The organism is Deferribacter thermophilus (assembly GCF_049472675.1).
Classification (GTDB): Bacteria; Chrysiogenota; Deferribacteres; order Deferribacterales; family Deferribacteraceae; genus Deferribacter; species Deferribacter thermophilus.
In genome coordinates, this window is sequence record NZ_JAPNXM010000001.1 from 216325 (window position 1) to 238561 (window position 22237).

At 30.8% G+C, this 22237-nt stretch carries 23 protein-coding genes; 9 read left to right on the forward strand and 14 right to left on the reverse strand.

Annotation, left to right across the window (positions count from 1 at the left end; genetic code table 11):
- The first annotated feature begins 21 nt into the window (after window positions 1–21).
- From hutC to OWM07_RS01135, 9 genes are all read left to right on the forward strand, one after another.
- On the forward strand, window positions 22–768 hold the full coding sequence (gene hutC / locus OWM07_RS01095) for a histidine utilization repressor (protein ID WP_423301825.1): 747 nt from the start codon (window positions 22–24) through the stop codon (window positions 766–768).
- A gap of 187 nt (window positions 769–955) precedes the next feature.
- On the forward strand, window positions 956–2521 hold the full coding sequence (gene hutH / locus OWM07_RS01100; protein ID WP_423301826.1) for a histidine ammonia-lyase: 1566 nt from the start codon (window positions 956–958) through the stop codon (window positions 2519–2521).
- A complete protein-coding gene (hutU, locus tag OWM07_RS01105; RefSeq protein WP_423301827.1) occupies window positions 2499–4178 on the forward strand; it encodes a urocanate hydratase in 1680 nt (559 codons plus the stop codon). The genes hutH and hutU overlap by 23 nt, the downstream gene beginning before the upstream one ends.
- A gap of 6 nt (window positions 4179–4184) precedes the next feature.
- Complete coding sequence (hutG, locus tag OWM07_RS01110; protein WP_423301828.1) at window positions 4185–5126, forward strand: formimidoylglutamase; 942 nt, start codon at window positions 4185–4187, stop codon at window positions 5124–5126.
- Window positions 5123–6349: an imidazolonepropionase gene (gene hutI / locus OWM07_RS01115; protein ID WP_423301829.1), complete on the forward strand. Its 1227-nt coding sequence runs from the start codon at window positions 5123–5125 to the stop codon at window positions 6347–6349. Before hutG ends, hutI begins: the two co-directional genes overlap by 4 nt.
- Before the next feature lie 36 nt (window positions 6350–6385).
- Entirely contained in the window at window positions 6386–7186 is an 801-nt protein-coding gene (locus tag OWM07_RS01120; protein ID WP_423301830.1) for an MBL fold metallo-hydrolase, read from the forward strand.
- Window positions 7187–7269: 83 nt separating this feature from the next.
- Window positions 7270–7983, forward strand: a complete 714-nt coding sequence (gene queC, locus OWM07_RS01125) for a 7-cyano-7-deazaguanine synthase QueC (RefSeq protein ID WP_423301831.1) — start codon at window positions 7270–7272, stop codon at window positions 7981–7983.
- The gene (gene pfkA / locus OWM07_RS01130; protein WP_423301832.1) at window positions 7980–8945 is read left to right on the forward strand and encodes a 6-phosphofructokinase; all 966 of its coding nucleotides are present in this window, start codon (window positions 7980–7982) and stop codon (window positions 8943–8945) included. The genes queC and pfkA overlap by 4 nt, the downstream gene beginning before the upstream one ends.
- A 9-nt stretch (window positions 8946–8954) precedes the next feature.
- The gene (locus tag OWM07_RS01135) at window positions 8955–9152 is read left to right on the forward strand and encodes a DUF6485 family protein (RefSeq protein WP_423301833.1); all 198 of its coding nucleotides are present in this window, start codon (window positions 8955–8957) and stop codon (window positions 9150–9152) included.
- A gap of 11 nt (window positions 9153–9163) precedes the next feature.
- On the opposite strand, the gene OWM07_RS01140 is transcribed toward OWM07_RS01135, so the two are convergent.
- The 14 genes from OWM07_RS01140 to OWM07_RS01205 are packed head-to-tail and all read right to left on the reverse strand — an operon-like array spanning window position 9164 to window position 22209.
- Window positions 9164–10012, reverse strand: a complete 849-nt coding sequence (locus OWM07_RS01140; protein ID WP_423301834.1) for an NAD(+)/NADH kinase — start codon at window positions 10010–10012, stop codon at window positions 9164–9166.
- Window positions 10005–10811: a TlyA family RNA methyltransferase gene (locus tag OWM07_RS01145; RefSeq protein ID WP_423301835.1), complete on the reverse strand. Its 807-nt coding sequence runs from the start codon at window positions 10809–10811 to the stop codon at window positions 10005–10007. The genes OWM07_RS01140 and OWM07_RS01145 overlap by 8 nt, the downstream gene beginning before the upstream one ends.
- The gene (gene dxs, locus OWM07_RS01150) at window positions 10793–12649 is read right to left on the reverse strand and encodes a 1-deoxy-D-xylulose-5-phosphate synthase (RefSeq protein ID WP_423301836.1); all 1857 of its coding nucleotides are present in this window, start codon (window positions 12647–12649) and stop codon (window positions 10793–10795) included. The genes OWM07_RS01145 and dxs overlap by 19 nt, the downstream gene beginning before the upstream one ends.
- Entirely contained in the window at window positions 12649–13551 is a 903-nt protein-coding gene (locus OWM07_RS01155) for a polyprenyl synthetase family protein (RefSeq protein WP_423301837.1), read from the reverse strand. Before OWM07_RS01155 ends, dxs begins: the two co-directional genes overlap by 1 nt.
- Window positions 13544–13774: an exodeoxyribonuclease VII small subunit gene (gene xseB, locus OWM07_RS01160; protein ID WP_423301838.1), complete on the reverse strand. Its 231-nt coding sequence runs from the start codon at window positions 13772–13774 to the stop codon at window positions 13544–13546. The genes OWM07_RS01155 and xseB overlap by 8 nt, the downstream gene beginning before the upstream one ends.
- Window positions 13767–14249, reverse strand: coding sequence for a thioredoxin-dependent thiol peroxidase (gene bcp, locus OWM07_RS01165; protein ID WP_423301839.1), 483 nt, complete (start codon window positions 14247–14249; stop codon window positions 13767–13769). Before bcp ends, xseB begins: the two co-directional genes overlap by 8 nt.
- Window positions 14210–15292, reverse strand: a complete 1083-nt coding sequence (gene rlmN / locus OWM07_RS01170; protein WP_423301840.1) for a dual-specificity RNA methyltransferase RlmN — start codon at window positions 15290–15292, stop codon at window positions 14210–14212. The genes bcp and rlmN overlap by 40 nt, the downstream gene beginning before the upstream one ends.
- Window positions 15289–16596, reverse strand: coding sequence for a GGDEF domain-containing protein (locus OWM07_RS01175; RefSeq protein ID WP_423301841.1), 1308 nt, complete (start codon window positions 16594–16596; stop codon window positions 15289–15291). The genes rlmN and OWM07_RS01175 overlap by 4 nt, the downstream gene beginning before the upstream one ends.
- Window positions 16586–17830: a CheR family methyltransferase gene (locus OWM07_RS01180; RefSeq protein WP_423301842.1), complete on the reverse strand. Its 1245-nt coding sequence runs from the start codon at window positions 17828–17830 to the stop codon at window positions 16586–16588. Before OWM07_RS01180 ends, OWM07_RS01175 begins: the two co-directional genes overlap by 11 nt.
- Window positions 17790–18134 (reverse strand): STAS domain-containing protein, encoded by a 345-nt coding sequence (locus tag OWM07_RS01185; protein ID WP_423301843.1) that lies wholly within the window; start codon window positions 18132–18134, stop codon window positions 17790–17792. Before OWM07_RS01185 ends, OWM07_RS01180 begins: the two co-directional genes overlap by 41 nt.
- Before the next feature lie 21 nt (window positions 18135–18155).
- The gene (locus OWM07_RS01190) at window positions 18156–18827 is read right to left on the reverse strand and encodes a flagellar brake protein (protein WP_423301844.1); all 672 of its coding nucleotides are present in this window, start codon (window positions 18825–18827) and stop codon (window positions 18156–18158) included.
- On the reverse strand, window positions 18828–20327 hold the full coding sequence (locus OWM07_RS01195) for an ATP-binding protein (protein ID WP_423301845.1): 1500 nt from the start codon (window positions 20325–20327) through the stop codon (window positions 18828–18830).
- A 1-nt stretch (window position 20328) separates the two neighbouring features.
- Window positions 20329–21285, reverse strand: coding sequence for an ATP-binding response regulator (locus tag OWM07_RS01200; RefSeq protein ID WP_423301846.1), 957 nt, complete (start codon window positions 21283–21285; stop codon window positions 20329–20331).
- A gap of 42 nt (window positions 21286–21327) precedes the next feature.
- Window positions 21328–22209, reverse strand: a complete 882-nt coding sequence (locus tag OWM07_RS01205) for a DMT family transporter (RefSeq protein WP_423301847.1) — start codon at window positions 22207–22209, stop codon at window positions 21328–21330.
- Window positions 22210–22237: the final 28 nt, after the last annotated feature.

The following is a 22237-nucleotide window of genomic DNA, read 5'->3' on the forward strand; positions in this document are numbered from 1 at the left end:
AAGAATTTAGAAAGGTGAATTATGAATGATGTGATAGCACCAAGCTATGTTCAGATAAAGAATTTTATACTTAATAAAATTCATTCAAATGAGTGGAAGCCTGGTTTTAAGATCCCCTCTGAAAACGACCTTGCAAAAATGTTTAATGTAAGCAGGATGACTGTAAATAGAGCTGTTAGAGAATTGACATCAGAAAATATTTTAAAAAGGGTCCAGGGGAAAGGGACTTATGTAGCTTATGAAAGTAATGTGGCTGAGATGCTTGAAATTAGAGGAGTGATTGATGAAATCGAGAAAATGGGCAAAAAGCATAGCTTAGAGGTTATAGATGTAGAGGTTACTATTGCAGAAGGTGAAATAGTAAAGTTAATGGGTCTTAATAGTGGTGATAAAGTTTATAAATCAGTGTTCTTGCATTTTGCAGATAATGAACCATTTCAGATAGAGATACGATATGTAAATCCAAAAATTGTTCCTGATTATCTCAATGTAGATTTTACAAAAGAGACAGCTCACCAGTACTTAATGAGAACCACTGCTTTAACAGAAGCTGAGCATATTGTTGAAGCGATTATGCCAGATAGGATGATTTGTGAATTGCTTAAAATTAGCAAAAACACACCATGTTTGCAGTTGTCAAGAAGGACATGGCTTGGAAATGATGTTGTTACTTATGTAAAATTTATAGCTCCTGGTGATAAATACAAGATAGGAACACGTTTTAGATATGCTAAAGATGGTTCTACAAAAAGGGAGTCAATATATTGAGAGCGTTGCACAGTGTTAGCAGCTTTAAATCTTTAGATTGTTTCGCTAATGCTCGCAATGACAGTATTTTAGGGTCATTGCGAGGTATCAAAAGTTGCCGAAGCAATCTTATAAAAATTGGTCATTACAATGTGTTAGACTTTTGGGCAACAATTTCATATTAAATACAAAAGGAGAGAGGGAATTGATGAAAAGCTTTTTATTAGGAAAAGATAGACTGAGTGCTAAAAAAATTTTAGATATTTTGAATAAAAAATTAAAACCTATTTTGGATGAAGAAACATATCAAAAAGTTAATCACTCTTATCATGAAACACAAAAAGTGGCAAAGGGTGAAAAACCTGTATATGGTATAAATACTGGCTTTGGGCCACTTTGTTCTACAAAGATTTCTGCGGATGATACAATAAAGCTTCAATATAATCTTTTAAAAAGTCATAGCGCTGGGGTTGGTAGTTTTCTTGATGATGACATAGTAAAAACAATGATCATCATTAAAGCTCATGCTTTATCTTTTGGTTATTCGGGAGTTCAACCTAAAACAGTTGAGCGAATGCTTTGGTTTTTAGAAAATGATATTATACCGCTTGTGCCTGAGCAGGGGTCAGTAGGTGCATCCGGTGATCTTGCACCACTTGCGCATCTGTTTTTGCCTCTGATAGGTTATGGTTATGTGAAATACAAAGGTGAGATTTTTGAAACTGGAGAGTTGTTGCAAAAACTTGGTATCGACCCTATCGAACTTGGAGCAAAAGAGGGGTTGGCGTTGATAAATGGGACTCAGTTTATGTCATCTTTTGGAGTTTTGTCGCTGGTAAGAATGAAAAATATCCTAGAAAATGCCGACATTATAGGTGCTATGACTCTTGAGGCATTGATGGGATCTCTTAGACCGTTTGATGAAAGGTTGCATAGGTTAAGAGAGTATAAAGGTGCTTTGTATGTGGCGCACAAATTTAGAACTCTTTTAAAAGGATCAGAAATATTAAAATCACATGAAAATTGTGAAAGAGTTCAGGATCCATATTCATTAAGATGTATCCCTCAAGTTCATGGAGCTACCTGGAATACATTTTTGCATTTTAAAGAGATTGTTCATACAGAGATTAATTCTGTCACTGATAATCCAATAATATTTTCTAGTGAAGATATCATAAGCGGTGGTAATTTTCATGGGCAACCGATTGCTTTACCTTTAGATTATGCTGCTTTTTCAATGAGTGAAATCGGCAATATTTCTGATAGGCGGACATATCTACTTTTAGAAGGGAATGTGGGACTACCTAAACTTTTGATGAAAAATACAGGTATAAACTCTGGTTTTATGATACCACAATACACTTCTGCCGCTTTGGCAAGTGAAAATAAATCTCTTTGTTTCCCAGCAAGTGCAGACAGCATCCCAACCTCATTAGGGCAGGAAGATCATGTGAGTATGGGTTCTATAAGCGCAAGGAAACTTTACAAAATTTTAGATAATTTAGAAAAAATATTAGCTGTTGAGCTTGTTTGTGCTGCTCAGGCATTTGATTTTAGAAGACCATTAAGGTCTGGGATAGTTTTAGAAGAGTGCCATAAAGTAGTAAGAGAATATATTGATCATGCAGATGAAGATAGAATCTTTTCAAACGATCTTAAAAAAGGTGTGGAAATTATTAAGAGCGGCGAGATGGTAAAAGCTGCTGAATCGATAGCAAAATCAAAAAATATAGATTTATATGGAGGTTATTATGAACTTTTCGGAATTCATTAAAAAATATGCCAATCATCCAGAGTATAAAGCCCCTAGGGGAAATGTGCTTCATGCTAGATCTTGGCAGACTGAAGCTCCTTTGAGGATGCTTCTAAATAATCTTGATAGAGAAGTTGCAGAAGATCCAGCAAATTTAATAGTTTATGGTGGCACAGGTCAGGCAGCAAGAAATCCTGAGACTTTGAAAAAGATTGTAGAGATTCTTTTAACTATGGACAATGAGCATAGTCTTCTTGTTCAATCAGGTAAACCTGTTGGAATTGTGAGGACTCATGAGGAAGCTCCCAGGGTTTTAATAGCAAACAGCAATCTTGTGCCAAAATGGGCAGATTGGGATTATTTTAACCAGTTAAAAGAAAGAGGGCTTATTATGTATGGGCAGATGACAGCTGGTAGCTGGATTTACATCGGTTCTCAGGGGATTTTACAGGGTACTTATGAAACATTTGTTGCCTGTGGTAAAAAGTATTTTAATGGCGATTTGAGTGGTAAGCTTCTTGTTACTGGTGGATTGGGCGGTATGGGTGGTGCTCAACCATTGGCTGCGACTTTGGCTGGTGCAACTTTCTTAGGTGTTGATGTGGATCCCGAAAGAATCAAAAAAAGATTGGATACTAAATACTTAGATATAATGACTTATTCTTACGAAGAGGCTATAAATATCGTACTCAAAGCTAAAGAGGAGAAAAAAGCCATATCTGTTGGACTTGTAGGGAATGCTGCTGATGTTTTAGAAAAATTACTTGCAGATGGTATTATACCAGACATTGTTACAGATCAAACTTCTGCTCATGACCCTGTAAATGGATATGTTCCATCAGGCCTTTCATTAGAAGAGGCTTTTGAATTGAGGAAAAAGGATCCGAAAAAATATAGAGATTTAGCAATAAAAACAATTGCAAGGCATGTAAGGGCAATGCTTGAGATGCAAAAAAGGGGTAGTGTAGTTTTTGATTATGGAAATAATATAAGAGAGTTTGCAAAAGAGGGTGGTGTAGAAAATGCTTTTGATTTCAATGGGTTTGTTCCAGAGTTTATAAGACCATTATTTTGCGAAGGGAAGGGGCCTTTTAGATGGGCTGCACTTTCAGGAGATCCTGAGGATATTTATGAAACCGATAGAGCTTTAATGGAGGCATTTCCTGAAAATAAACATATGATTCACTGGCTACAGGAGGCAGAGAAGAAGGTGGCTTTTCAGGGGTTACCAAGTAGAATATGTTGGTTAGGGCTTGGTGAGCGTGAAAAAGCTGGTTTGATATTCAATGAGCTTGTAAAAAGTGGTAGAGTAAAGGCTCCAATTGTGATTGGTAGAGATCATTTAGATTGTGGCTCAGTCGCTTCACCTAATAGAGAAACAGAAGGGATGAAGGATGGTAGTGATGCAATTTCAGACTGGCCACTACTCAATCTTATGGCTAATACTGCTGGGGGTGCCACTTGGGTTTCTTTCCATCATGGTGGTGGTGTAGGAATAGGGTATTCACAGCATGCTGGAATGGTAATTCTTGTGGATGGTACTGAAAGGGCAGAGCGCTGTATTAGAAGAGTGCTTTTTAATGACCCTGCACTTGGTATTTATAGGCATGCTGATGCTGGTTATGAAGAAGCTATCGAAGTGGGCAATAAATTTGGAATTTTAGATTGGAGAAAATAAAATACTATGTGTGAGTACAAAAGTAATACTTTTAAATGGTCTGGAAGGGTTGACTCTACAAATGAAAAATTGGCTTTTAGATGGCATCAGGTAGTAAAGCAGATTGACTTAAAAAAAGATAGCTTTGAGTTTGAAGATTCGGTTGTTTTGCTGGGATTTTGTTCTGATGAAGGGGTGAAAAGAAATAAAGGTAGAATTGGTGCTAAAAATGCTCCTGGTGAGGTCAGAAAATATCTGGCCTCACTCCCTTGGCATTGGGATAATCTAAAGTTGTATGATGCTGGAGATGTTATTGTAAATGATGATTTAGAAAGTGGACAAAAATTACTTGGTGAATTGGTTAAAATTATAAAAGATAAAAAAGGTTTTCCTGTTATTATCGGTGGTGGGCATGAAGTTGCCTATGGAACATTTTTGGGGATAAAAGATTATAACATTTCAATTGTGAATTTTGATGCACATTTTGATAATAGGCCATATGATGATTCTCCATCGTCTGGGACAATGTTTGCTCAGATTGCTGATGAATTAAAAGAAAATTATAAATATTTTTGTCTTGGGATTCAAAAATCGGGTAATACAAGGCAACTTTTTGAAAGGAATGAAAGATTTGGTGGTAAATTTTTACTCGCATATGAAGTAAAAAATAGGAATTTTACTGATGAAATAAGAAATTATTTAGAAAATGCAGATTATATTTATACAACTGTTTGTATGGATGTCTTTTCATCTGATATTGCATGTGGGGTAAGTGCACCCACACCTTTTGGCATTTCTCCAGAGGACTTTTTATTTTTTGCAGAAAAGATTATTGAAACAGGTAAATTGACTGCATTTGATATAGCAGAAATTAATCCAGAATATGATATTGATGGAAGGACTGCAAGACTAGGGGCTAACATTATTTTTTATGTAATAGATGCTATTTCGAGGTGGGGTTACAGATGAGAAAAGTAATTAAAAATATAAAACAACTTGTGACATCAGTTAATAAAAAATATGCAGTAAAAGATGATGCAAAAAAACTTGATATTTACGAAAATGTGAACTTGATAATTGAGGATGGTATAATAGTTGATATTACTACGAAAGAAGCAGAAGCAAATGAGGTTATTGACGCAACTGGTAAGGTAGTTTTGCCAGCTTTTGTGGATCCACATACCCATATCCCATTTATTGGCTCACGAGAGGATGAATTTAATAAAAGAATTATGGGGAAAACATATATGGAAATTGCAGCTGAGGGGGGTGGTATAAATTCTACAGTTAGAGCTGTTAGAAATGCCACCTTTGATGAGCTTTATGAGGCTGCTAAGAAAGACTTGGAGTTGATGATAAGTTTTGGTGTGGCTACTGTTGAAATGAAAAGTGGTTATGGACTTGACTTAGAAAATGAAATTAAGCAGTTAAAAGTGATAAGAAAATTGCAAGAAGAATACCCTGTAGATATTAAATCTACTTTTTTGGGAGCGCATGAAATTCCGTTAGAATATAGAGGGAAAAAAGAAGAATATATAGATCTTGTGATAAATAAGATGTTACCTGCAGTAAAAGAGAAAGGTTTAGCAGAGTATGTAGATATCTTTTGTGAAAAAGGTGTTTTTGAGCTTGATGATACGAGAAAAATTTTGAGAACTGCTAAAGAGTTGGGGTTTAAAGTTAAAATCCATGCTGATGAAATTTACCCTCTTGGTGGAGCTGAGCTATGTGCAGAATTTGAAGCTGTTAGTGGAGAACATCTTGTAAAGATAAAGGATGAGCATATTGAAAAAATGATAGATGCTGGCTGTGTGTTCAACCTGCTTCCAGCTACTACCTTTTTCTTGATGTCAAAAGAATATGCACCTGCAAGAAAGATTCTTGATAAAGGCGGAATTGTAGCTTTATCTACAGACTTAAATCCCGGTAGCTCATATACGCATTCTATACAGATGGTAATGGTTATTGCTTGTCTTAATATGGGCATGACAATGGAGGAAGTTATTAATGCTGTTACAATTAATGGCGCATACTCTTTAGAATTATCTGATAAAACAGGATCTATCCATAGAGGAAAACAAGCTGATCTTGTTATTTTAGATGCGCCAGACTACAGATATCTTGTTTATAATTTTGGTGTAAACCGTATTAATAAAGTAATCAAAAAAGGGGAAATAATTTTTCAAAAATAGATTGATAAATATACAATTTTATAATAAAAATGATTCATGGTTCATAAAAGTAAAAAGTATTATGATTTAATTGCGTATAAAGTTGGTAGGTTTCATGAAGCGGTAAATACCACGGTTCATTTTTTTGTTTTAGATAATATATTTATAGACTCTGCACAGCCTACAACAAAGAAAATATTTATTGAAATTGCTAAGAATTATAAACCTGAGTATTGCTTGTTAACACATTATCATGAAGATCATGCTGGTAATGCTTATGACTTAAAGAAGTTGTTTAATACGAAAATATTTGCACATAACTTATCAGTTAGTTACCTGGAAAATGGATATAAGATGCTCCCTTATGAGAAAATTATCTGGGGTGTGCCAGAAAAATTTTCACCTGATTTTATTTATAGTGATAAAGTTGAAATAGGTAAGTACTCTTTTAATGTGATACATACACCTGGGCATTCTGTGGATTCTGTATCCTTGCTTGAGATAAACAGGGGTTGGTTGTTTACAGGGGATTTATTTATATCTGCAAAACCAAAGTATTTGAGAAGGGATGAGAATATTTATACTATTTTGGAAAGTTTGAAAAAATTGCTAAATTATGATTTTGATGTAATGTTTTGTGCTCATAGAGGTATCGTTGATGAAAAACCTAAGGAATTGATATCTAAAAAGATTAAATATATTGAGGATCTTATTGATAAAGTAAAAAAGTTACATGAGAAAGGGTACAGTGTAAAAAAAATAAGAAACAAGCTTTTAGGTTTTGAAGATATAACATCTTTTGCAACAAACTTTGATTTTTGTAAACTAAACATAGTCAAATCAGTACTTTCAAATTAAATTATAATTATTTAAATATTTTTTAAGTAAAAAACTGTTGATTTGTCTAATAGGATTTCTACAATATTAATCAGGAGGAAATTATGAGAAAGGCTATAGTGTTAGTTAGTGGTGGTATGGATAGTTGTGTGACGGCTGCTATTGCTAAGGATATGGGGTATGAGCTTTATCTTTTGCATACAAATTATGGGCAAAGAACTGAGAATAGGGAACTAAAAGCATTTTATGATATTGCAAATTATTATGATGCAAAAGATACTTTGGTGGTGAGTATAGACTATCTTAAAAAGATAGGTGGTTCAGCTCTAACTGATGAAAAGATTGAAGTGGAAAAAGGGGATTTAAATAGGAAAGAGATACCAAAAACTTATGTCCCTTTTAGGAATGCTAATATCCTTTCCATTGCTACAAGCTGGGCTGAGGTTATTGAGGCTGAGCGGATTTTTATAGGGGCTGTGGAAGAGGATAGTTCTGGTTATCCAGACTGTAGAAAGATATTTTATGACAAATTTAACGATTTACTGAGTGTGGCACTTGCAAAGGACATTGGATTGAGGGTGGAAACCCCTTTAATAAATATGAAGAAAAAAGATATTGTAAAAAGAGGGGTTGAGTTAAATGCTCCACTTCATTTGAGCTGGTCATGCTATAAGAGTGAAGATAAGGCTTGTGGAGAGTGTGATAGCTGTCTGTTGAGACTAAAAGGGTTTATGGAAGCAGGTGAAGTAGATCCTATCCCCTATGAAAAATTTCCTGAGTTTTATGAAACTTATTTAAAAAAGAGGAGGGGAGTATGAAACGAATTGCTGTATTAACAAGTGGTGGTGATTGTCCAGGTATGAATGCAGCTATAAGAAGTGTTGTGCGTACGGCTTTGAGCAAAGGTATTGAAGTGTATGGTATAGAGCAGGGGTATAAAGGGTTGATAGAAGGTGAGTTTAGAAAACTTGAGAGCAAGGATGTAGCAAACATTATTCAAAAAGGTGGGACTTTTTTAAGAAGTGCAAGAAGTGAAAGATTTAAAACCGAAGAGGGGCAAAAGGAAGCTGTAAAAAACCTCGAAAAATATAATATTGATGGGCTTGTAGTTATTGGTGGTGATGGTTCCCTTAGAGGTGCTACTGTGCTTTGTGGTAAATATGGTGTGAATGTAATTGGGATACCTGGTTCTATTGATAATGACATATACGGCACTGATATGTCTATTGGGGTGGATACTGCGTTAAATACAATTGTTCGTTGTATTGATTCTATCAACGACACTGCAAGTTCACATGATAGAACATTTCTTATAGAAGTGATGGGGAGAAACTGTGGGTATTTGGCTTTAATGTCAGCCATTGCTGGTGGAGCTGAAGCAGTCTTAATTCCTGAAGTACCATTTAATATTGAGAAAATTATTGAAAAGATTAAAAAAAGATATGAAGAAGGGAAAACGAGAAGTATTGTGATTGTAGCAGAAGGGGTAGGGTCTGCTTATGATTTTGGGAAGGTTTTTGGTATGATTGGTGGTTTTGAGACAAGGATAACAGTTTTAGGTCACTTGCAACGAGGTGGTAGCCCAACAGTTTTTGATAGAACGCTTGCAACAAGGATGGGTACATTTGCTGTTGAGACACTTTTGGATGGGACAGGATGCGGTAAAATGGTTGCTTTACAGAAAACAAAGATGGAGCTTGTAGAATTGAATGATGTTTTGAATAAAAAGAAAGAGCTTGATCCAAAATTATTAGAAATTGCTGAAATATTAAGTAATTAGGAGGTCTTTATGGAATGTAAAGCAGAAAAAATAGCACAGTCTTGTCCATGTACATGGGTAAGTTGCCCTATAAGAGGGAAATGTTGTGATTGTATTGCTCGCCATAGAAGTAAAGATGAATTACCTGCCTGTTATTTTTCTCCAGAGGCGGAAAGAACTTACGATAGAAGTTTTAAAAATTTTGCAAAAGATAAAGGGCTGATTTAATTGGGGCGGCGTTATTTATCGCCCCAATGTAATTTTTCTCTTAAAAGTGAATAATAATTGCGATTCTTAGGAATAATTAATCTTGCATAGTTTTTCGATTTTTTAATAATTATTTCATCGTTTTTTTCCAATTTTTTACCAATTTGTCCATCAAAGGTGATAAAAATCTTTTCATCTTCACTTTTGATAATAATTTTTATTTCTGAATTATCAGGGACAACAACTGGCCTATGGGTTAAAGAATGGGGGCATATAGGTGTTATCAAAATAGAATTCATTGTCGGTATTACTATTGGCCCACCTGCAGCTAAAGAATAAGCAGTAGAGCCTGTAGGAGTAGCAATAATTAAACCATCAGCTCTATAAGTATTAACAAACATATTGTCAATAAAAACATCCATTTCAATAATTCTTGCTAAAGCACCCTTATGAATAACAATATCATTTAAGACATCCATTGAAAATTCTGCTTCACCATTAACTATTTTACCATTTAATTTCATCCTTTGTTCACATCTATAATTGCCTTCTAAAATATTTTCTATTACATGTATTGCTTCTTCAACTTTTGTTTCTGTAAGAAATCCAAGCCTTCCAAGATTTATCCCTAAAATGGGGATATCTTTATCTTCAACAAGTCGTATAGCTGATATTAATGTGCCATCGCCTCCTAAAACGATTATCAATTCTGATTTTTCTTTTATCTCTTCTGCACTGTTTTCTGGTAAATTTAAAACTGCAGCTGCCCTTTCTTCAAGTAGTATATTTTTATTTTTCTTTTTTAATAAAGTATAAATTTGCTCAGCTAAAGGCTTGGCAGCTTCTGAGTGCGGTTTTACAATTAATGTTATATTATTCATTTAAGGCTCTCTCTATTTTTTTATCAATTTCTATGAAAAAACTATCTTTTATTGATATCCTATTTCCAGTATATCTGAAATATGCTAAGTATTCAACATTCCCTTTTGCACCTTTTACAGGTGATTTGGTTATATCAACAAACTCATAACCATTATCTAAAGCACAGGTGATAACTTTTTTTATAACCTCTCTATGAATTTTTATATCTTTTACAACACCATTTTTACCTACTTGATCCCTTCCAGCTTCAAATTGAGGCTTAATTAATGGTATAAAAATTGTAATATCTTTTTTACAAAACTGAACTGTTTTTGGGATGATGAGAGAAAGGGAAATAAAAGATACATCACAGGTGATAATATCAACTTGCTCGCCAATAGTGTCAAATTCTATATATCTAAAATTGCATTTTTCAATGTTTACAACTTTTGGGTTATTTATCAATGAGTAGTGTAGTTGAGCTTTTCCCACATCCACTGCATAAACTTTTTTAGCACCGTTTTTTAGTGCCACATCGACAAATCCCCCAGTGGATGCTCCTATATCAAGGACAGTTTTTTCTTTAATATCTAAATTGAAATAATTTACAGCTTTTTCTAATTTGAGACCACCTTTGCTGACATAAGGTAATGTTTCCAATAATTTAATATGGGCGTTTTCATCGATTTTTGTGCCAGGTTTGTCTATTTTTTCATTATTTACAATGACAAGCCCAGCCATTATTAATCTTTGGGCTTTTTCCCTTGATTCAGTTAACCCTCTTTGAAATAAAATCTTATCTAATCTATCTTTTGCCATTCAGAAATTATTTTATTTTTTATTGTTTCAGAATCGATACCCGCGATTTTTCTAAGTTCAGTGATAGAACCATGCTCGATAAATTTATCGGGTAGTCCAAAAGATAAAAAATTGTTCGGTAAGAGGTTATTTTCTGCTAATATTGATAAAATGTATTCTCCAACACCACCAAATTTTGCATTTTCTTCAACTACAGCAACTAATTTTTTCCCTTTGCATATTTCTAAAATAATATCTTTGTTTATTGGTTTTACAAAGCGAAGATTAATAAAAGCAATATTATAATCTGATTTTAATTCTTCATAGACTATACTTGCCTCATCAAAAATGTGTCCGGCACTTATCAGTAATATTTCTCCTTTGTCGTTTATAATTTGAGGTTTGAAAGGTTCAACTTTTTCGTAAGGATATTCATATTCTTTTATATTTCCTCTTGGGTATCTAATAGCCACAGGTGCATCGATTTGATAGCTCAATTCTAACATCTCTTTTAGTTCTATTTCATCTTTTGGAAGCATTATATGTATATTTGGAATTGTTCGTAGATATGAGATATCAAAAGCTCCATGGTGAGTGGGGCCATCAGCTCCCACAAGTCCACCCCTGTCAATACAAAAAGTAACAGGGAGATTTTGAAGTGCGACATCATGGATTATCTGATCATATGCTCTTTGTAAAAAGGTAGAATATATTGCAACATAAGGTTTGCATCCACTTATAGCTAAGCCAGCTGCAAAAGTAACAGCGTGTTGTTCTGCTATTCCCACATCAAAAAATCTATCTGGAAATTTTTCCGCAAATTTTGTGAGCCCTGTCCCTGGCTTCATAGCTGCAGTAATTGCTACAATATCTTTGTGTTTTTCGGCCATTTCTATAATTTTTTCGCCAAAGACCTCAGTAAATGTTTTGCCACTAAATTTGATAGGCTTACCTGTTTTGATATCAAAAGATGATATCCCATGAAATTTTTCTGGGTTTTCTTCTGCTGGTTTATACCCTTTCCCTTTTTTAGTTATTACATGGACTAAAGTAGGGCCATCTTGTATTTTTGCATTGTGTAAAGCTTTATCAAGCTCTTTTAGATTGTGGCCATCTATTGGCCCTATATATTTTAAACCCAATTCTTCAAATAAAATACCCGGTGTGAAAAAACCTTTTAGCCCTTCTTCAAACTTTTTAGCCACTTTTAGTAATTTATCTCCAAGCGGGGCATGCTCTAAGATACTTTGAACATCCTTTCTGAAATGAGTGTAAAATTCCCCTGTCATTGCTCTTGATAGATAGGATGATATGGCTCCCACATTTTTGCTAATGGACATTTCATTGTCATTTAAAATTACAATCATATCCTTATCAAGATGTCCAAGATTATTTAATCCTTCAAAAGCAAGACCTGCAGTAAGGGCACCGTCCCCAATAATTGCAACAATTTTGCGATTTAAATTCAAAATGTCATTTGCAACCCTCATCCCCAATCCAGCTGAAACAGATGTGCTGGTATGCCCGACACCAAATGCATCATATTTACTTTCAGCAGGTTTATTAAATCCACTTATGCCTTTAAATTGTCTCAATGTATGAAATCTATCTTTTCTGTCTGTTAATATTTTATAGGCATAGGATTGATGTCCCACATCCCAAACTATTCTATCTATAAGTGGGTCAAAGTTTTTTAATATGCTTAAAGTAAGCTCAACGACGCCTAATGATGGAGCTAAGTGGCCACCGTTTTTAGCACAAGTGTTAATAATAATATCTCTTACCTCTTGGGCTAAAACTTCTAATTCATTGTAATTTAAGTTTTTTATATCATTAGGTAATTTTATATCGTCAATCATTAGTTTTCCCTTTTTATTATATATTTTGCAATTTCGATTAATGGATTAGCAGCTTTTCCATATATTTCAATGGTGTTGATAGCTTTTTCAATTAAGTCTTCTGCTATTTTTTTTGATTTTTCTAAACCATAAATTTCAGGATATGTTGCTTTTTTGTTTTTTATATCACTTCCAGCGTTTTTACCAAGTTCTTCGGTAGTCGAAGTGATATCAAGTATGTCATCTACAATTTGAAATGCTAAACCAATTTTTTCGCCAAATTTAGCTAAATTTTGCTTATCTTTTTCTTCAGCAAAACCTAAAATAGCGCCAAGTTCACAGCAATAAGAGATGAGTGCTGCAGTTTTGTGTTTATGTATAAAATCTAATGTATTTTTATCAATTTCTTTGTTCTCATTGATTATATCAGCATATTGACCACCAACCATACCATTGTATCCAGCACTTTTGGCTAATTTAAAAGCTGCTTCAAGCATTAAATCTGTAGGTATATCTTTGTTTATATCTTTATCTAGCATAATTTCAAAGGCCAAAGTCAATAATGCATCACCAGCTAATATGGCAGTGGCTTCTCCAAACATTTTGTGATTTGTGGGCTTTCCTCTTCTTAAATCATCATCATCCATTGCAGGTAAATCATCGTGGATTAAGGAATAAGTGTGGAGCATTTCCACTGCAGCAGCAAAAGGGGTAATTTTATCAAAATAGCTTTCAAAGATACCGTAAGAGGAGTAAATTAATACAGGTCTTAGCCTTTTGCCGCCAGCAAAGATGCTATATCTCATAGAATCAATTAAACCAATAGTATATTCATTTTTATAAGTAAGATAATCTCTCATCCAATTATCAACTTTATTAGCAAAAAATTTAATGTAGTTTTTTAAATTGAAATTTTCATTCATTGAATTCTTCCGTTTCTAAGGTACCATCTTCATTGACATCTATTATTTTATTAATTTTTAGTTCTATCTCTTTTAAAAATTTTTTACATTCTTTTCCAAGCTTCATCCCTTCTTGAAAAAGCTTTAGGGATTCTTCTAATCCTACATTACCTTCTTCAAGTATATTTACAATTTGCTCAAGCCTTTTTATTTTTTCTTCAAATTTGATGTTCTCTTTACTCATTATTTAACCCTTTTAGAAACTCTATAACTTTTTCTACATGCCCATTTACTTTTACATTATAAAATGGCTTTAGTATTATTCCATTTTCATCAATAATAAAAGTTGATCTAATAATACCTTTTGTTACTTTACCATACATCTTCTTTTCACCATAAACACCATAACTTTCTGCAACTTTTTTATCAGGATCAGAAAGAAGAAGGATTTTTAATCCATGTTTTTCTTTAAATTTTTTATGTGAAGTAATGGAATCTGGGCTTATACCAACAACTTTTGCGTTTAGTGATTCTATCTCTTCGAGATGTTCGGTAAAGCCCACTGCTTCTCTAGTGCAACCAGATGTATTGTCTTTTGGATAAAAATACAAAATTAACTTTTTACCTTTAAAATCATCAAGGGTGTACTCTTTCTCATCATCACCAATAAGTTTAAAATCTACTGCTTTATCTCCTGGGTTAAGTTTGATCTTTTCCATAGTCCCCTCTCTTTATAATATTTTGCGTAAAGCTGTCCACATGCAGCTTCGATATCTTGGCCAAAGCTTTTTCTTATAAATGTTGCCACTCCATTATTTATCAAAGTCTTTTGAAAATTTAAAGCATAATTTAAATCTGGAGGATTAAACTGTGAATCTTTTATTTTATTATAAACTATTAGATTCACCTTTACTGGTAAACCTTTTAAAAGTTTTACCAAAAGATTTGCATCTCTTTTAGTATTATTTATACCATCGATTAGAACATACTCTATTGTTATCCTTTTTCTCTTAGGAATTGGAAGGTTTTTTATTGACTTTATAATCTCTTCAATGTTAAATTTTTTATTGATTGGCATTAATTTTGATCTGATTTTATTTGATGAAGCATTTAAGGATATTGCAATATTTACTTTATAGTTTTTAGAAAGAGTATAAAGCTTATCAATAATACCACATGTGGAAACAGTAACTTTTCTATGGCTAAAATTTAATCCATCTTCATCTAAAATGATGTCTAAAGAATTAGTGAGATTTTCATAATTATCAAGAGGTTCTCCCATCCCCATAAATACAATGTTTGAGAGTAATTTATTATTTTGTCTTGCTAGATCTTTTAGATATATAATTTGTCTAATAATCTCACCTGATGTTAAATTACGAATTAGGCCAATTTTAGCTGTATTGCAAAATTTGCAACCCATTCGACAACCTACTTGTGTAGATACACAGGCTGTGACCCTTTCTCCATCAAACATTAAAACAGATTCTATATAGTTTTTATCTTCAAGTTCAAACAGTACTTTTATAGATCCATCTAATTTTGATAAAAGTTGCTCTATGGGAGTAATTTTGGTGAATTCAAAGATATCGCTTAATTTATCTCTAAAATTTAATGGTAAGTCAGTCATTTCCTCAAAAGATGTGATACCTTTTTGGTAAATCCATTTGTATAACTGTTTTGCCCTAAAAGGTTTTTCATTTAAATCAATGATAAATTTTTGCAATTCTTTAATTGAAAGGTTATCTATTTTATATGTCATACTCTTTCTATAATTACTCTATTTTTACCTTCTTTTTTAGCTTTGTATAAGGCGTTGTCAACAAGTTTATATAATTTATTATAATCGTTATTGAAATCTTCTTCTATTGATATCATTCCAATAGAGATAGTGACTTTATATTCTTTATCAAATAAAAATTTGTGATTTTCAACTGTACTTCTTATTTTTTCAGATAAAATTTGGGCACCTTTATAGTTTGTTTTTGTTAAGATTATAGCAAACTCTTCTCCACCTATTCTTGCAAAAATATCAGATTGTCTCAAGATCGATTTAATTATATTAGATAATTCAATCAATACTGTATCTCCAGAGTCATGTCCGTAAATATCATTTATCTTTTTAAAATCATCAATATCAAACATTAATAGTGAAAATGGGGTTTTATGTCTTTTAGAAAATTTAATTATATTCTTTAAAGTTTCATCAAAAAATTTTCTGTTATAAATCTTAGTTAGATAATCGGTAATTATTTCTTTTTGTTTCTTTTGTTGTGTAAGTAGATATGATAGCAGAAGATTTGAATAAGTTATTGCATAATTTAAAAGTGTATCATCAAAAGGGGAGTTTTCATCAAATTGAATAAGATAGTAAATGTCGTCGTCAACATTGAAAAATTTATTTATAATCTTTTCATCTTTTGTTTGGTTTTCTTTGTTTTCAAATTCATTTGTAAAAATGATATCATTTTTATTGATTTTAAAATGTTCTGATAAAATGTTTATTAAATTGCAGCACATCAAATTAGAGTTGTTACTTTTGTAAGCTTTGTAGCAATATTCCTGTTTAATTAGAACTATTAGGTTTTTAGGTAAAAAGATTTTTTCTAAAATATCAAGTAATCTACTGACAGTAACATCAAAATCTTCATTATAACTTTGAAGCAGATTGTAAATGTTATTGGTAATAGCAAGTTTGATTATATTATAAATATAAGTAGTTGTTTTTTCGTTTGATTTAAATGGGGTTTCTATATTGTTATTTTTGTTAATAATTGTTTCTAAATTTTCTGGTTTGATTATAGTTACATTATGAAAATTATAATATTGGTTTTCTGATAACAAATAACATTCTATCTCATAAGTGTATATGATATTTGCTATTAGTTGTATGACTAAAGAGTATTTTTTAAAGAATTGTTCACTTATTATTATTTTATTTACATTTTTATGCATTATTTCGTTTATTGCTGATTTTAATGTTGTTCTAACTACTACATTTTTTGATAAAAAAGCTTCAGGAATTGTTTCGTTTTGAGTAATACATAATAAAACATCACTGTTCATTAATATGTCCTAATATAGTTTTTAAAAGCAAAATATCTTTTTTGTTATTATATAATTCTATCTTTTTCTTTAATATTGGTATCAAATCGTCATAATTTTTAGTTTTTATACATAACTTAATATAATCATTTAGATCTTTTTCTGTAGGGTTAATTATCATGAGGTAAGTTTTTAACCATTTGTGAGCTTCATGATAGTAGTTTTCATTTATTAGTAGATTGATAAAATTTTTTAAATCTTCTGCATTTAGTGTTTTTTCAAAAATGCGATAACTGATTGCTAAAACTTCATTTTTATTTTGAGTTATTTTTATATATTCTCTTAATTTTTCAATTGTTTCATTTTTATATTTATTTGAGATTTCATAAATTTTATTTGCATCTTGTTCATCATTTTCAGCTTTTATATAATATAATTCTCTGAATTCTTTTTGTAAGATATCTTCAAAAAGGATTTTTTTATAAATAATATCATTGTACGGATCTTTTTTAAAAATATGAGCTTTTTCTATCAAAAAAGATTCTTCTTTTGTTGTTAATAATATACCTTGTTTTGAAAGCAAATTATTAAGTTGTTTTAATATAATAGAAATAGCTTTTTCATCTAAATAAATTAATACATTATTTATCAAAATTACATCGAAATGGTGTTTGTCAAAATATTTTAAAGCGTTTTCTTTTAGCAGATTAATGTTTAAAAAGGTTATATTTTTTTTATAAATATCTTTTATTACATATTTATCATTAATTCTTTTAAAGAAATTTTTTAATAACATTACATTATTTCTAAATGAGTTTTCAGTATATTCCCCCTTTTTTGCTATTTCTAATGCTTCATTATCGATATCAATTCCTACAATCTCATAATTATCTATATTTTCTAAGAAAAATTTTATTGCTAAACTATAACACTCCTCACCAGATGAGCAGCCAAATGATAAAATTTTTAATTTTTTATTTTTTAAAAATTTATTATAATAATCTATGATAGCATCAAGTTGTTCTGGATTTCTAAAGAAATAGGTTTCATTTATCAGCACCGAATTAATAAGATTTTTTTTCAAATAATTAATTAAATCATTGTAAGGTAATTGATCTAAAAAGTAGTTTTTCTTAATATATTTTAAAACTTCATCAATTATAGCTTCAGTTACTTTGAGTCCACATTCATAATTAAGAAAATCACAGATAGTTTCAAGTAGTGTATTGCTCTTTGATAAATTTGATAGCTTCATCTTCATTTTTAAAAATATTAAATAGTTTGTCTAAATTTGTGTTTGAAAAGATTTTGAAAATATTATCTGATAGTTTGCAAAGTGCAAATGGGATATGCTTATCTTTTAAAAGTTTTAGAGATTGAATTAGTTCTCTGAGGCCAGAACTATTGAGATAAATAACTCTTGCAAAATTGATTATAACTCCACTCGTATTATCTATTTTTGATAAATAATTACGAATTTCATTACCATTTATTGCATCTAATTCTGATAGTGGAATTATTATTGTTATATCTTCTACTTTTTCTGTTTGAAATGGCATTTTCAAACCTCCTTTTACAATTTAAGACTGCATCTTTTTCAACTCTATTTGCCGTTTAAATACATACTGAATAATTTTATCTCTGTCATTTTCCCTGATAGATATAAATTCAATACCAGCTTCTAATTTATTTTGTAACTCATTTCTTCTTACAACTTTGCCGAAGACTTCTTTTATATGATCAATTGTTCCTGCAAAATCAAGCTCGACTATATCGTCAACATTGAGCTCAAGATCGGTAAGTATACGGACTCCTCCGCCAGATATATCTTTTACAATACTCTCCTTGCATATCTTTAACATGTCAGGTGTATTACTGTTTTCGTTATATTTAATTTTGTAAACGATAATTTTTAGATGAGTTTCTACCCTAAAATATTTCCTTAACTCTTTCCTATTTAAATGATTGGGTTTTTTTATTTTTAACATAATTATATTATCTCTTACTCTTTCAATAACTTCGCTTATAAAGCTAAATCTCCCTTTATCCGTTACAAATGAGACCTCAATTTTAGTTTCAGGTTTTAGTGGAGCAGGTATTGCATTTTTTGTAGGAAGTGAAATATAGATATAATCGTTATCAATGGCTTCTATCCTTGAATCATATTTACCTATAAATTCCCCAGATAATACTTCAACGAGTACTTTGGTATTTGATTCTATGTATCGATCAGGATTGGAAACTTTTTCCATCTATTTTTTACTCCCATCGTCTTTTTTTAATTTAATAACAAAAGATGTGCCAATATCAGAAGTGGTAAAAGTTATTTCACCATTATGTTCTTCCACTATCTTTTTCACAATAGCAAGCCCTAAACCGGTACCTTTTCCTTCTGGTTTAGTGGTAAAAAAAGGCTCAAAGATTTTGTCTTGGATTTCTTTAGGTATCCCTTTACCGTTATCTATTATTTCTAAAAATACAAACTTATCGGTTGAATAAGTTTTTATAATAATTGTAGGTGATTCTACTTCATTTACAGCATGGTTAGCGTTGATTAAAAGGTTTAGAATCATTTGTTCAATACTTGTTGTGTGTCCAAAAATTAAAGGGAGGTCATCTTCTAATTCTAACTTAATTTGAACATTTCCTCTTCTGATTTCATAATCACTAAAAGATAAAATAGATTTTATTGCGTTATTTAAATTTATTGGGTATTTTTTCTCAGTAGGTTTTCTTACGAAAGTTACAAGGTTTTGGGCTAATGATTCTAATCTATCTATTCCATAAGTTAATTTATTTAAAATATCTTTTTGCATTTCATCTTTACAGATTTGATTTAGGACAGTTATATAATTTTTTATTGATGTAAGTGGGTTGTTTATTTCGTGGATTATACCTGAAGTGATTTGGCCTATCGTGGCTAATTTTTCCAAATGCTTAATATTGTCTTCAAATGCTTTCAAATCTGTAATCTCCTTAAGAGAAACTAAAATATCATCATCAAAGGTGGTAAAAGTACTCAAAAAGTATCTGTTTGATGAGTCATTTAATGTGGAATAGATCCCTTCTATTTTATCTTTTTCTAAAAGTTCCTCTTTTAAATAATCGGTGTCGTACTCTATTAATGAAAATATATCAAAAAATTGCTTTGTTGTTAAAAAACTTTCGTTGCTTATTTTGATTTGTAAGGCTTTTGTGTTCATATAATTAATTTCAAAATCTTTATTTACAATAAAAACGGCTTCAGGGAGAGAACCTAAAATTTTATTTAGTTTATAATTTAGATTTAGCAGTTCTTTCTCTAATTTGGCTAATGATTCTGCTTTGTTCTTCAATGATATACTTAACTCTTTAGAAAATAAATCAATCTCTTTTTCGGTGAAATCCCTTTTTTCAATAAATTTTATTATTAGATTAGCAAAAGATTTTGGGTCAATCGGTTTTGTTAGAAAAGCTTCACATCCAGCAGCCATTGAAAGTTTTTCATAGGATTCGTCATTAACTGCAGTTAAAGCGATAATAGGTATGTGGTTCGTTGACTTTTTTGACTTTAAAATTGCAGCCGCTTCAAAACCTTTTAATTTTGGCAAATTTATGTCCATTATAATTAAGTCAGGAACTATTGTTTCAGCAAGTTCTAAAGCTTCTAACCCATCCTTTGCTAAGTAAACATCTATATTGTATTTTTTTAAAATTAACTCAACTAATTTAAAGCTTTGAAACTCATCTTCAACATACAAAACCTTATACATATCAACCCCATATTGGTATTAAAAGAAAAAGGTTATTGTTATCAGTAAATATCCTTGCATTTAAACTTTTTATTATATTGTTAAATAACATATCGTTAAACTCTAACTCTTCAATATTGTTTATATTTTCAAATATAAAATTTATATAATTTTTATCACTACTTAAAGTTATATTTAAGCTTTTATTTGATAATATTATTTTTTTTATAACCGTGTCAATTAGATATTTAATTAATTCAGGGTTATTGTATATCTTATTTTGAGAGTTTATATAAGTTATATTACATTCGTAATTATTCTCAATATGTTTTATTATTTCATCAAGCTGAAAAAAATATTTGTATTTAAACAAAATCTTTGATTGATTTTTTAAGAAATCTAAAATATTGTCTAATTCAGTCAAATAGTTATTAATTTTTTCAATAACTTCATTTTTATTAAAATTATTATCCTTTAAATTTATTAATAACGAAGTAATGGGGGTTTTTAAATCATGAGAAATTGCGTTGATAATCTCATCCCATATAATATTTTCATTAGCATTTGATAATTTATCATTATCTTTAAAATTATTTTGTTTTAAACTTGTTTGTTTATCATCCTTTTTAAAAGACAATATGTAAGTAATTATCTGATTAATATTTACAGGTTTTTCAATAAATCCACTAAATCCTGCATTGTAAACATTTTTTATGGTATTATTATCGTTATAGCCAGATACCGCTATAAAAATAGTTTTTGATTTTGGGTTATCTTTTTTAAAATTTTTTAGAATCTCAAATCCGTTTATATCTGGAAGTTTTAAATCTATTAAAGCTATATCAGGATTTTCTTTATAAAGGAGCTTTATCCCTTCTTCACCTGATTGTGCTGTAATAAAATCTGGAAAAAAAGGCTCAAGAATTTTTTTGAATGCTATTAAATTGCTTAAATTATCATCAATATATAATATTTTCATAACCTTATGATAACAAAATATTTAAATGATGTAAAGTTATCTTTATTTGTTTTTTTGTAAATTAAAAGTTAAAATCATTATACCTATAAAAATCAATATTATCCCAATAATAGAATAGATATTTGGCTTTTCATTTAATATTGTAATCCCTAAAAAGGCTGCTGTCAGAGGTTCTGTTAAGGATAAAGTAGCGGTTTTTGATACTGCAATATAATTTAGCCCTCTGATAAAAAAGATATATGATAATGCTGTTGTAAAAAGCCCCAGATGTAATGTGACTAATAACCCTCTTGTTGTTAAAACCCATGATAAATCATTAAAAAACAGAACAGGAGAGAGAAAAACTGCACCACCTAAAAAAAGGATTGCCATAACAGTATCATTATCTAAAACTTCCAAAAGCTTTTTGCTAATCATAGTATAAAGAGCATAGGAAAAACCTGCAGTGATTGCTAAAAATACTCCAAATATATTGAAATTGTAGTTTACTTGTATGCTACTAAAACTAATAAAAAATAATCCCATTATTGAAATAAAAGTACTTATTATCCATCTTCTGTGAAGTTTTTCTTTTAAAAAAATTGCTGATAATAAACCTGCTGATATAGGTGAGCTACCAATCCCTACAACTGTTCCTATTGCCACTCCAGCAAGTTTTACTCCATAAAAAAAACTGATTTGATAAAGTGCAACTGCAAAAACTCCTAACAAAGTAGTGGATATTGGAATTTTAGAAAAACTAATTTTCTTATTTTTTGCTAATGCAATAATAAATAGTATAAAACCACCAATCAATATTCGCAAAGTACCAATTACTGCAGAATTTGCTTCAGCTGGTGCTAAACCTTGGGTTGTACCAGTTGTTCCCCAAAGAAAAGCAGCAAATATAATAAATAATGAACCTTTTAACTCTTTGTTATACATTTGTTTCTTTTAAATTAATAATGATGTT

Excerpts from the sequence above, each read along its gene's own strand:
- xseB (WP_423301838.1), bottom strand. The coding sequence starts at position 13,774 with ATGAGTAAAGAGAACATCAAATTTGAAGAAAAAATAAAAAGGCTTGAG.
- hutU (WP_423301827.1), top strand. The coding sequence starts at position 2,499 with ATGAACTTTTCGGAATTCATTAAAAAATATGCCAATCATCCAGAGTAT.
- OWM07_RS01195 (WP_423301845.1), bottom strand. The coding sequence starts at position 20,327 with ATGTATAAGGTTTTGTATGTTGAAGATGAGTTTCAAAGCTTTAAATTA.
- OWM07_RS01140 (WP_423301834.1), bottom strand. The coding sequence starts at position 10,012 with ATGAATAATATAACATTAATTGTAAAACCGCACTCAGAAGCTGCCAAG.
- hutG (WP_423301828.1), top strand. The coding sequence starts at position 4,185 with ATGTGTGAGTACAAAAGTAATACTTTTAAATGGTCTGGAAGGGTTGAC.
- pfkA (WP_423301832.1), top strand. The coding sequence starts at position 7,980 with ATGAAACGAATTGCTGTATTAACAAGTGGTGGTGATTGTCCAGGTATG.
- OWM07_RS01190 (WP_423301844.1), bottom strand. The coding sequence starts at position 18,827 with ATGGAAAAAGTTTCCAATCCTGATCGATACATAGAATCAAATACCAAA.
- OWM07_RS01205 (WP_423301847.1), bottom strand. The coding sequence starts at position 22,209 with ATGTATAACAAAGAGTTAAAAGGTTCATTATTTATTATATTTGCTGCT.
- dxs (WP_423301836.1), bottom strand. The coding sequence starts at position 12,649 with ATGATTGACGATATAAAATTACCTAATGATATAAAAAACTTAAATTAC.
- OWM07_RS01200 (WP_423301846.1), bottom strand. The coding sequence starts at position 21,285 with ATGAAAATATTATATATTGATGATAATTTAAGCAATTTAATAGCATTC.
- OWM07_RS01180 (WP_423301842.1), bottom strand. The coding sequence starts at position 17,830 with ATGAAGCTATCAAATTTATCAAAGAGCAATACACTACTTGAAACTATC.
- hutI (WP_423301829.1), top strand. The coding sequence starts at position 5,123 with ATGAGAAAAGTAATTAAAAATATAAAACAACTTGTGACATCAGTTAAT.
- OWM07_RS01185 (WP_423301843.1), bottom strand. The coding sequence starts at position 18,134 with ATGCCATTTCAAACAGAAAAAGTAGAAGATATAACAATAATAATTCCA.
- OWM07_RS01175 (WP_423301841.1), bottom strand. The coding sequence starts at position 16,596 with ATGAACAGTGATGTTTTATTATGTATTACTCAAAACGAAACAATTCCT.
- OWM07_RS01145 (WP_423301835.1), bottom strand. The coding sequence starts at position 10,811 with ATGGCAAAAGATAGATTAGATAAGATTTTATTTCAAAGAGGGTTAACT.
- hutC (WP_423301825.1), top strand. The coding sequence starts at position 22 with ATGAATGATGTGATAGCACCAAGCTATGTTCAGATAAAGAATTTTATA.
- OWM07_RS01135 (WP_423301833.1), top strand. The coding sequence starts at position 8,955 with ATGGAATGTAAAGCAGAAAAAATAGCACAGTCTTGTCCATGTACATGG.
- OWM07_RS01155 (WP_423301837.1), bottom strand. The coding sequence starts at position 13,551 with ATGAATGAAAATTTCAATTTAAAAAACTACATTAAATTTTTTGCTAAT.
- hutH (WP_423301826.1), top strand. The coding sequence starts at position 956 with ATGAAAAGCTTTTTATTAGGAAAAGATAGACTGAGTGCTAAAAAAATT.
- queC (WP_423301831.1), top strand. The coding sequence starts at position 7,270 with ATGAGAAAGGCTATAGTGTTAGTTAGTGGTGGTATGGATAGTTGTGTG.
- rlmN (WP_423301840.1), bottom strand. The coding sequence starts at position 15,292 with ATGACATATAAAATAGATAACCTTTCAATTAAAGAATTGCAAAAATTT.
- OWM07_RS01120 (WP_423301830.1), top strand. The coding sequence starts at position 6,386 with ATGGTTCATAAAAGTAAAAAGTATTATGATTTAATTGCGTATAAAGTT.
- bcp (WP_423301839.1), bottom strand. The coding sequence starts at position 14,249 with ATGGAAAAGATCAAACTTAACCCAGGAGATAAAGCAGTAGATTTTAAA.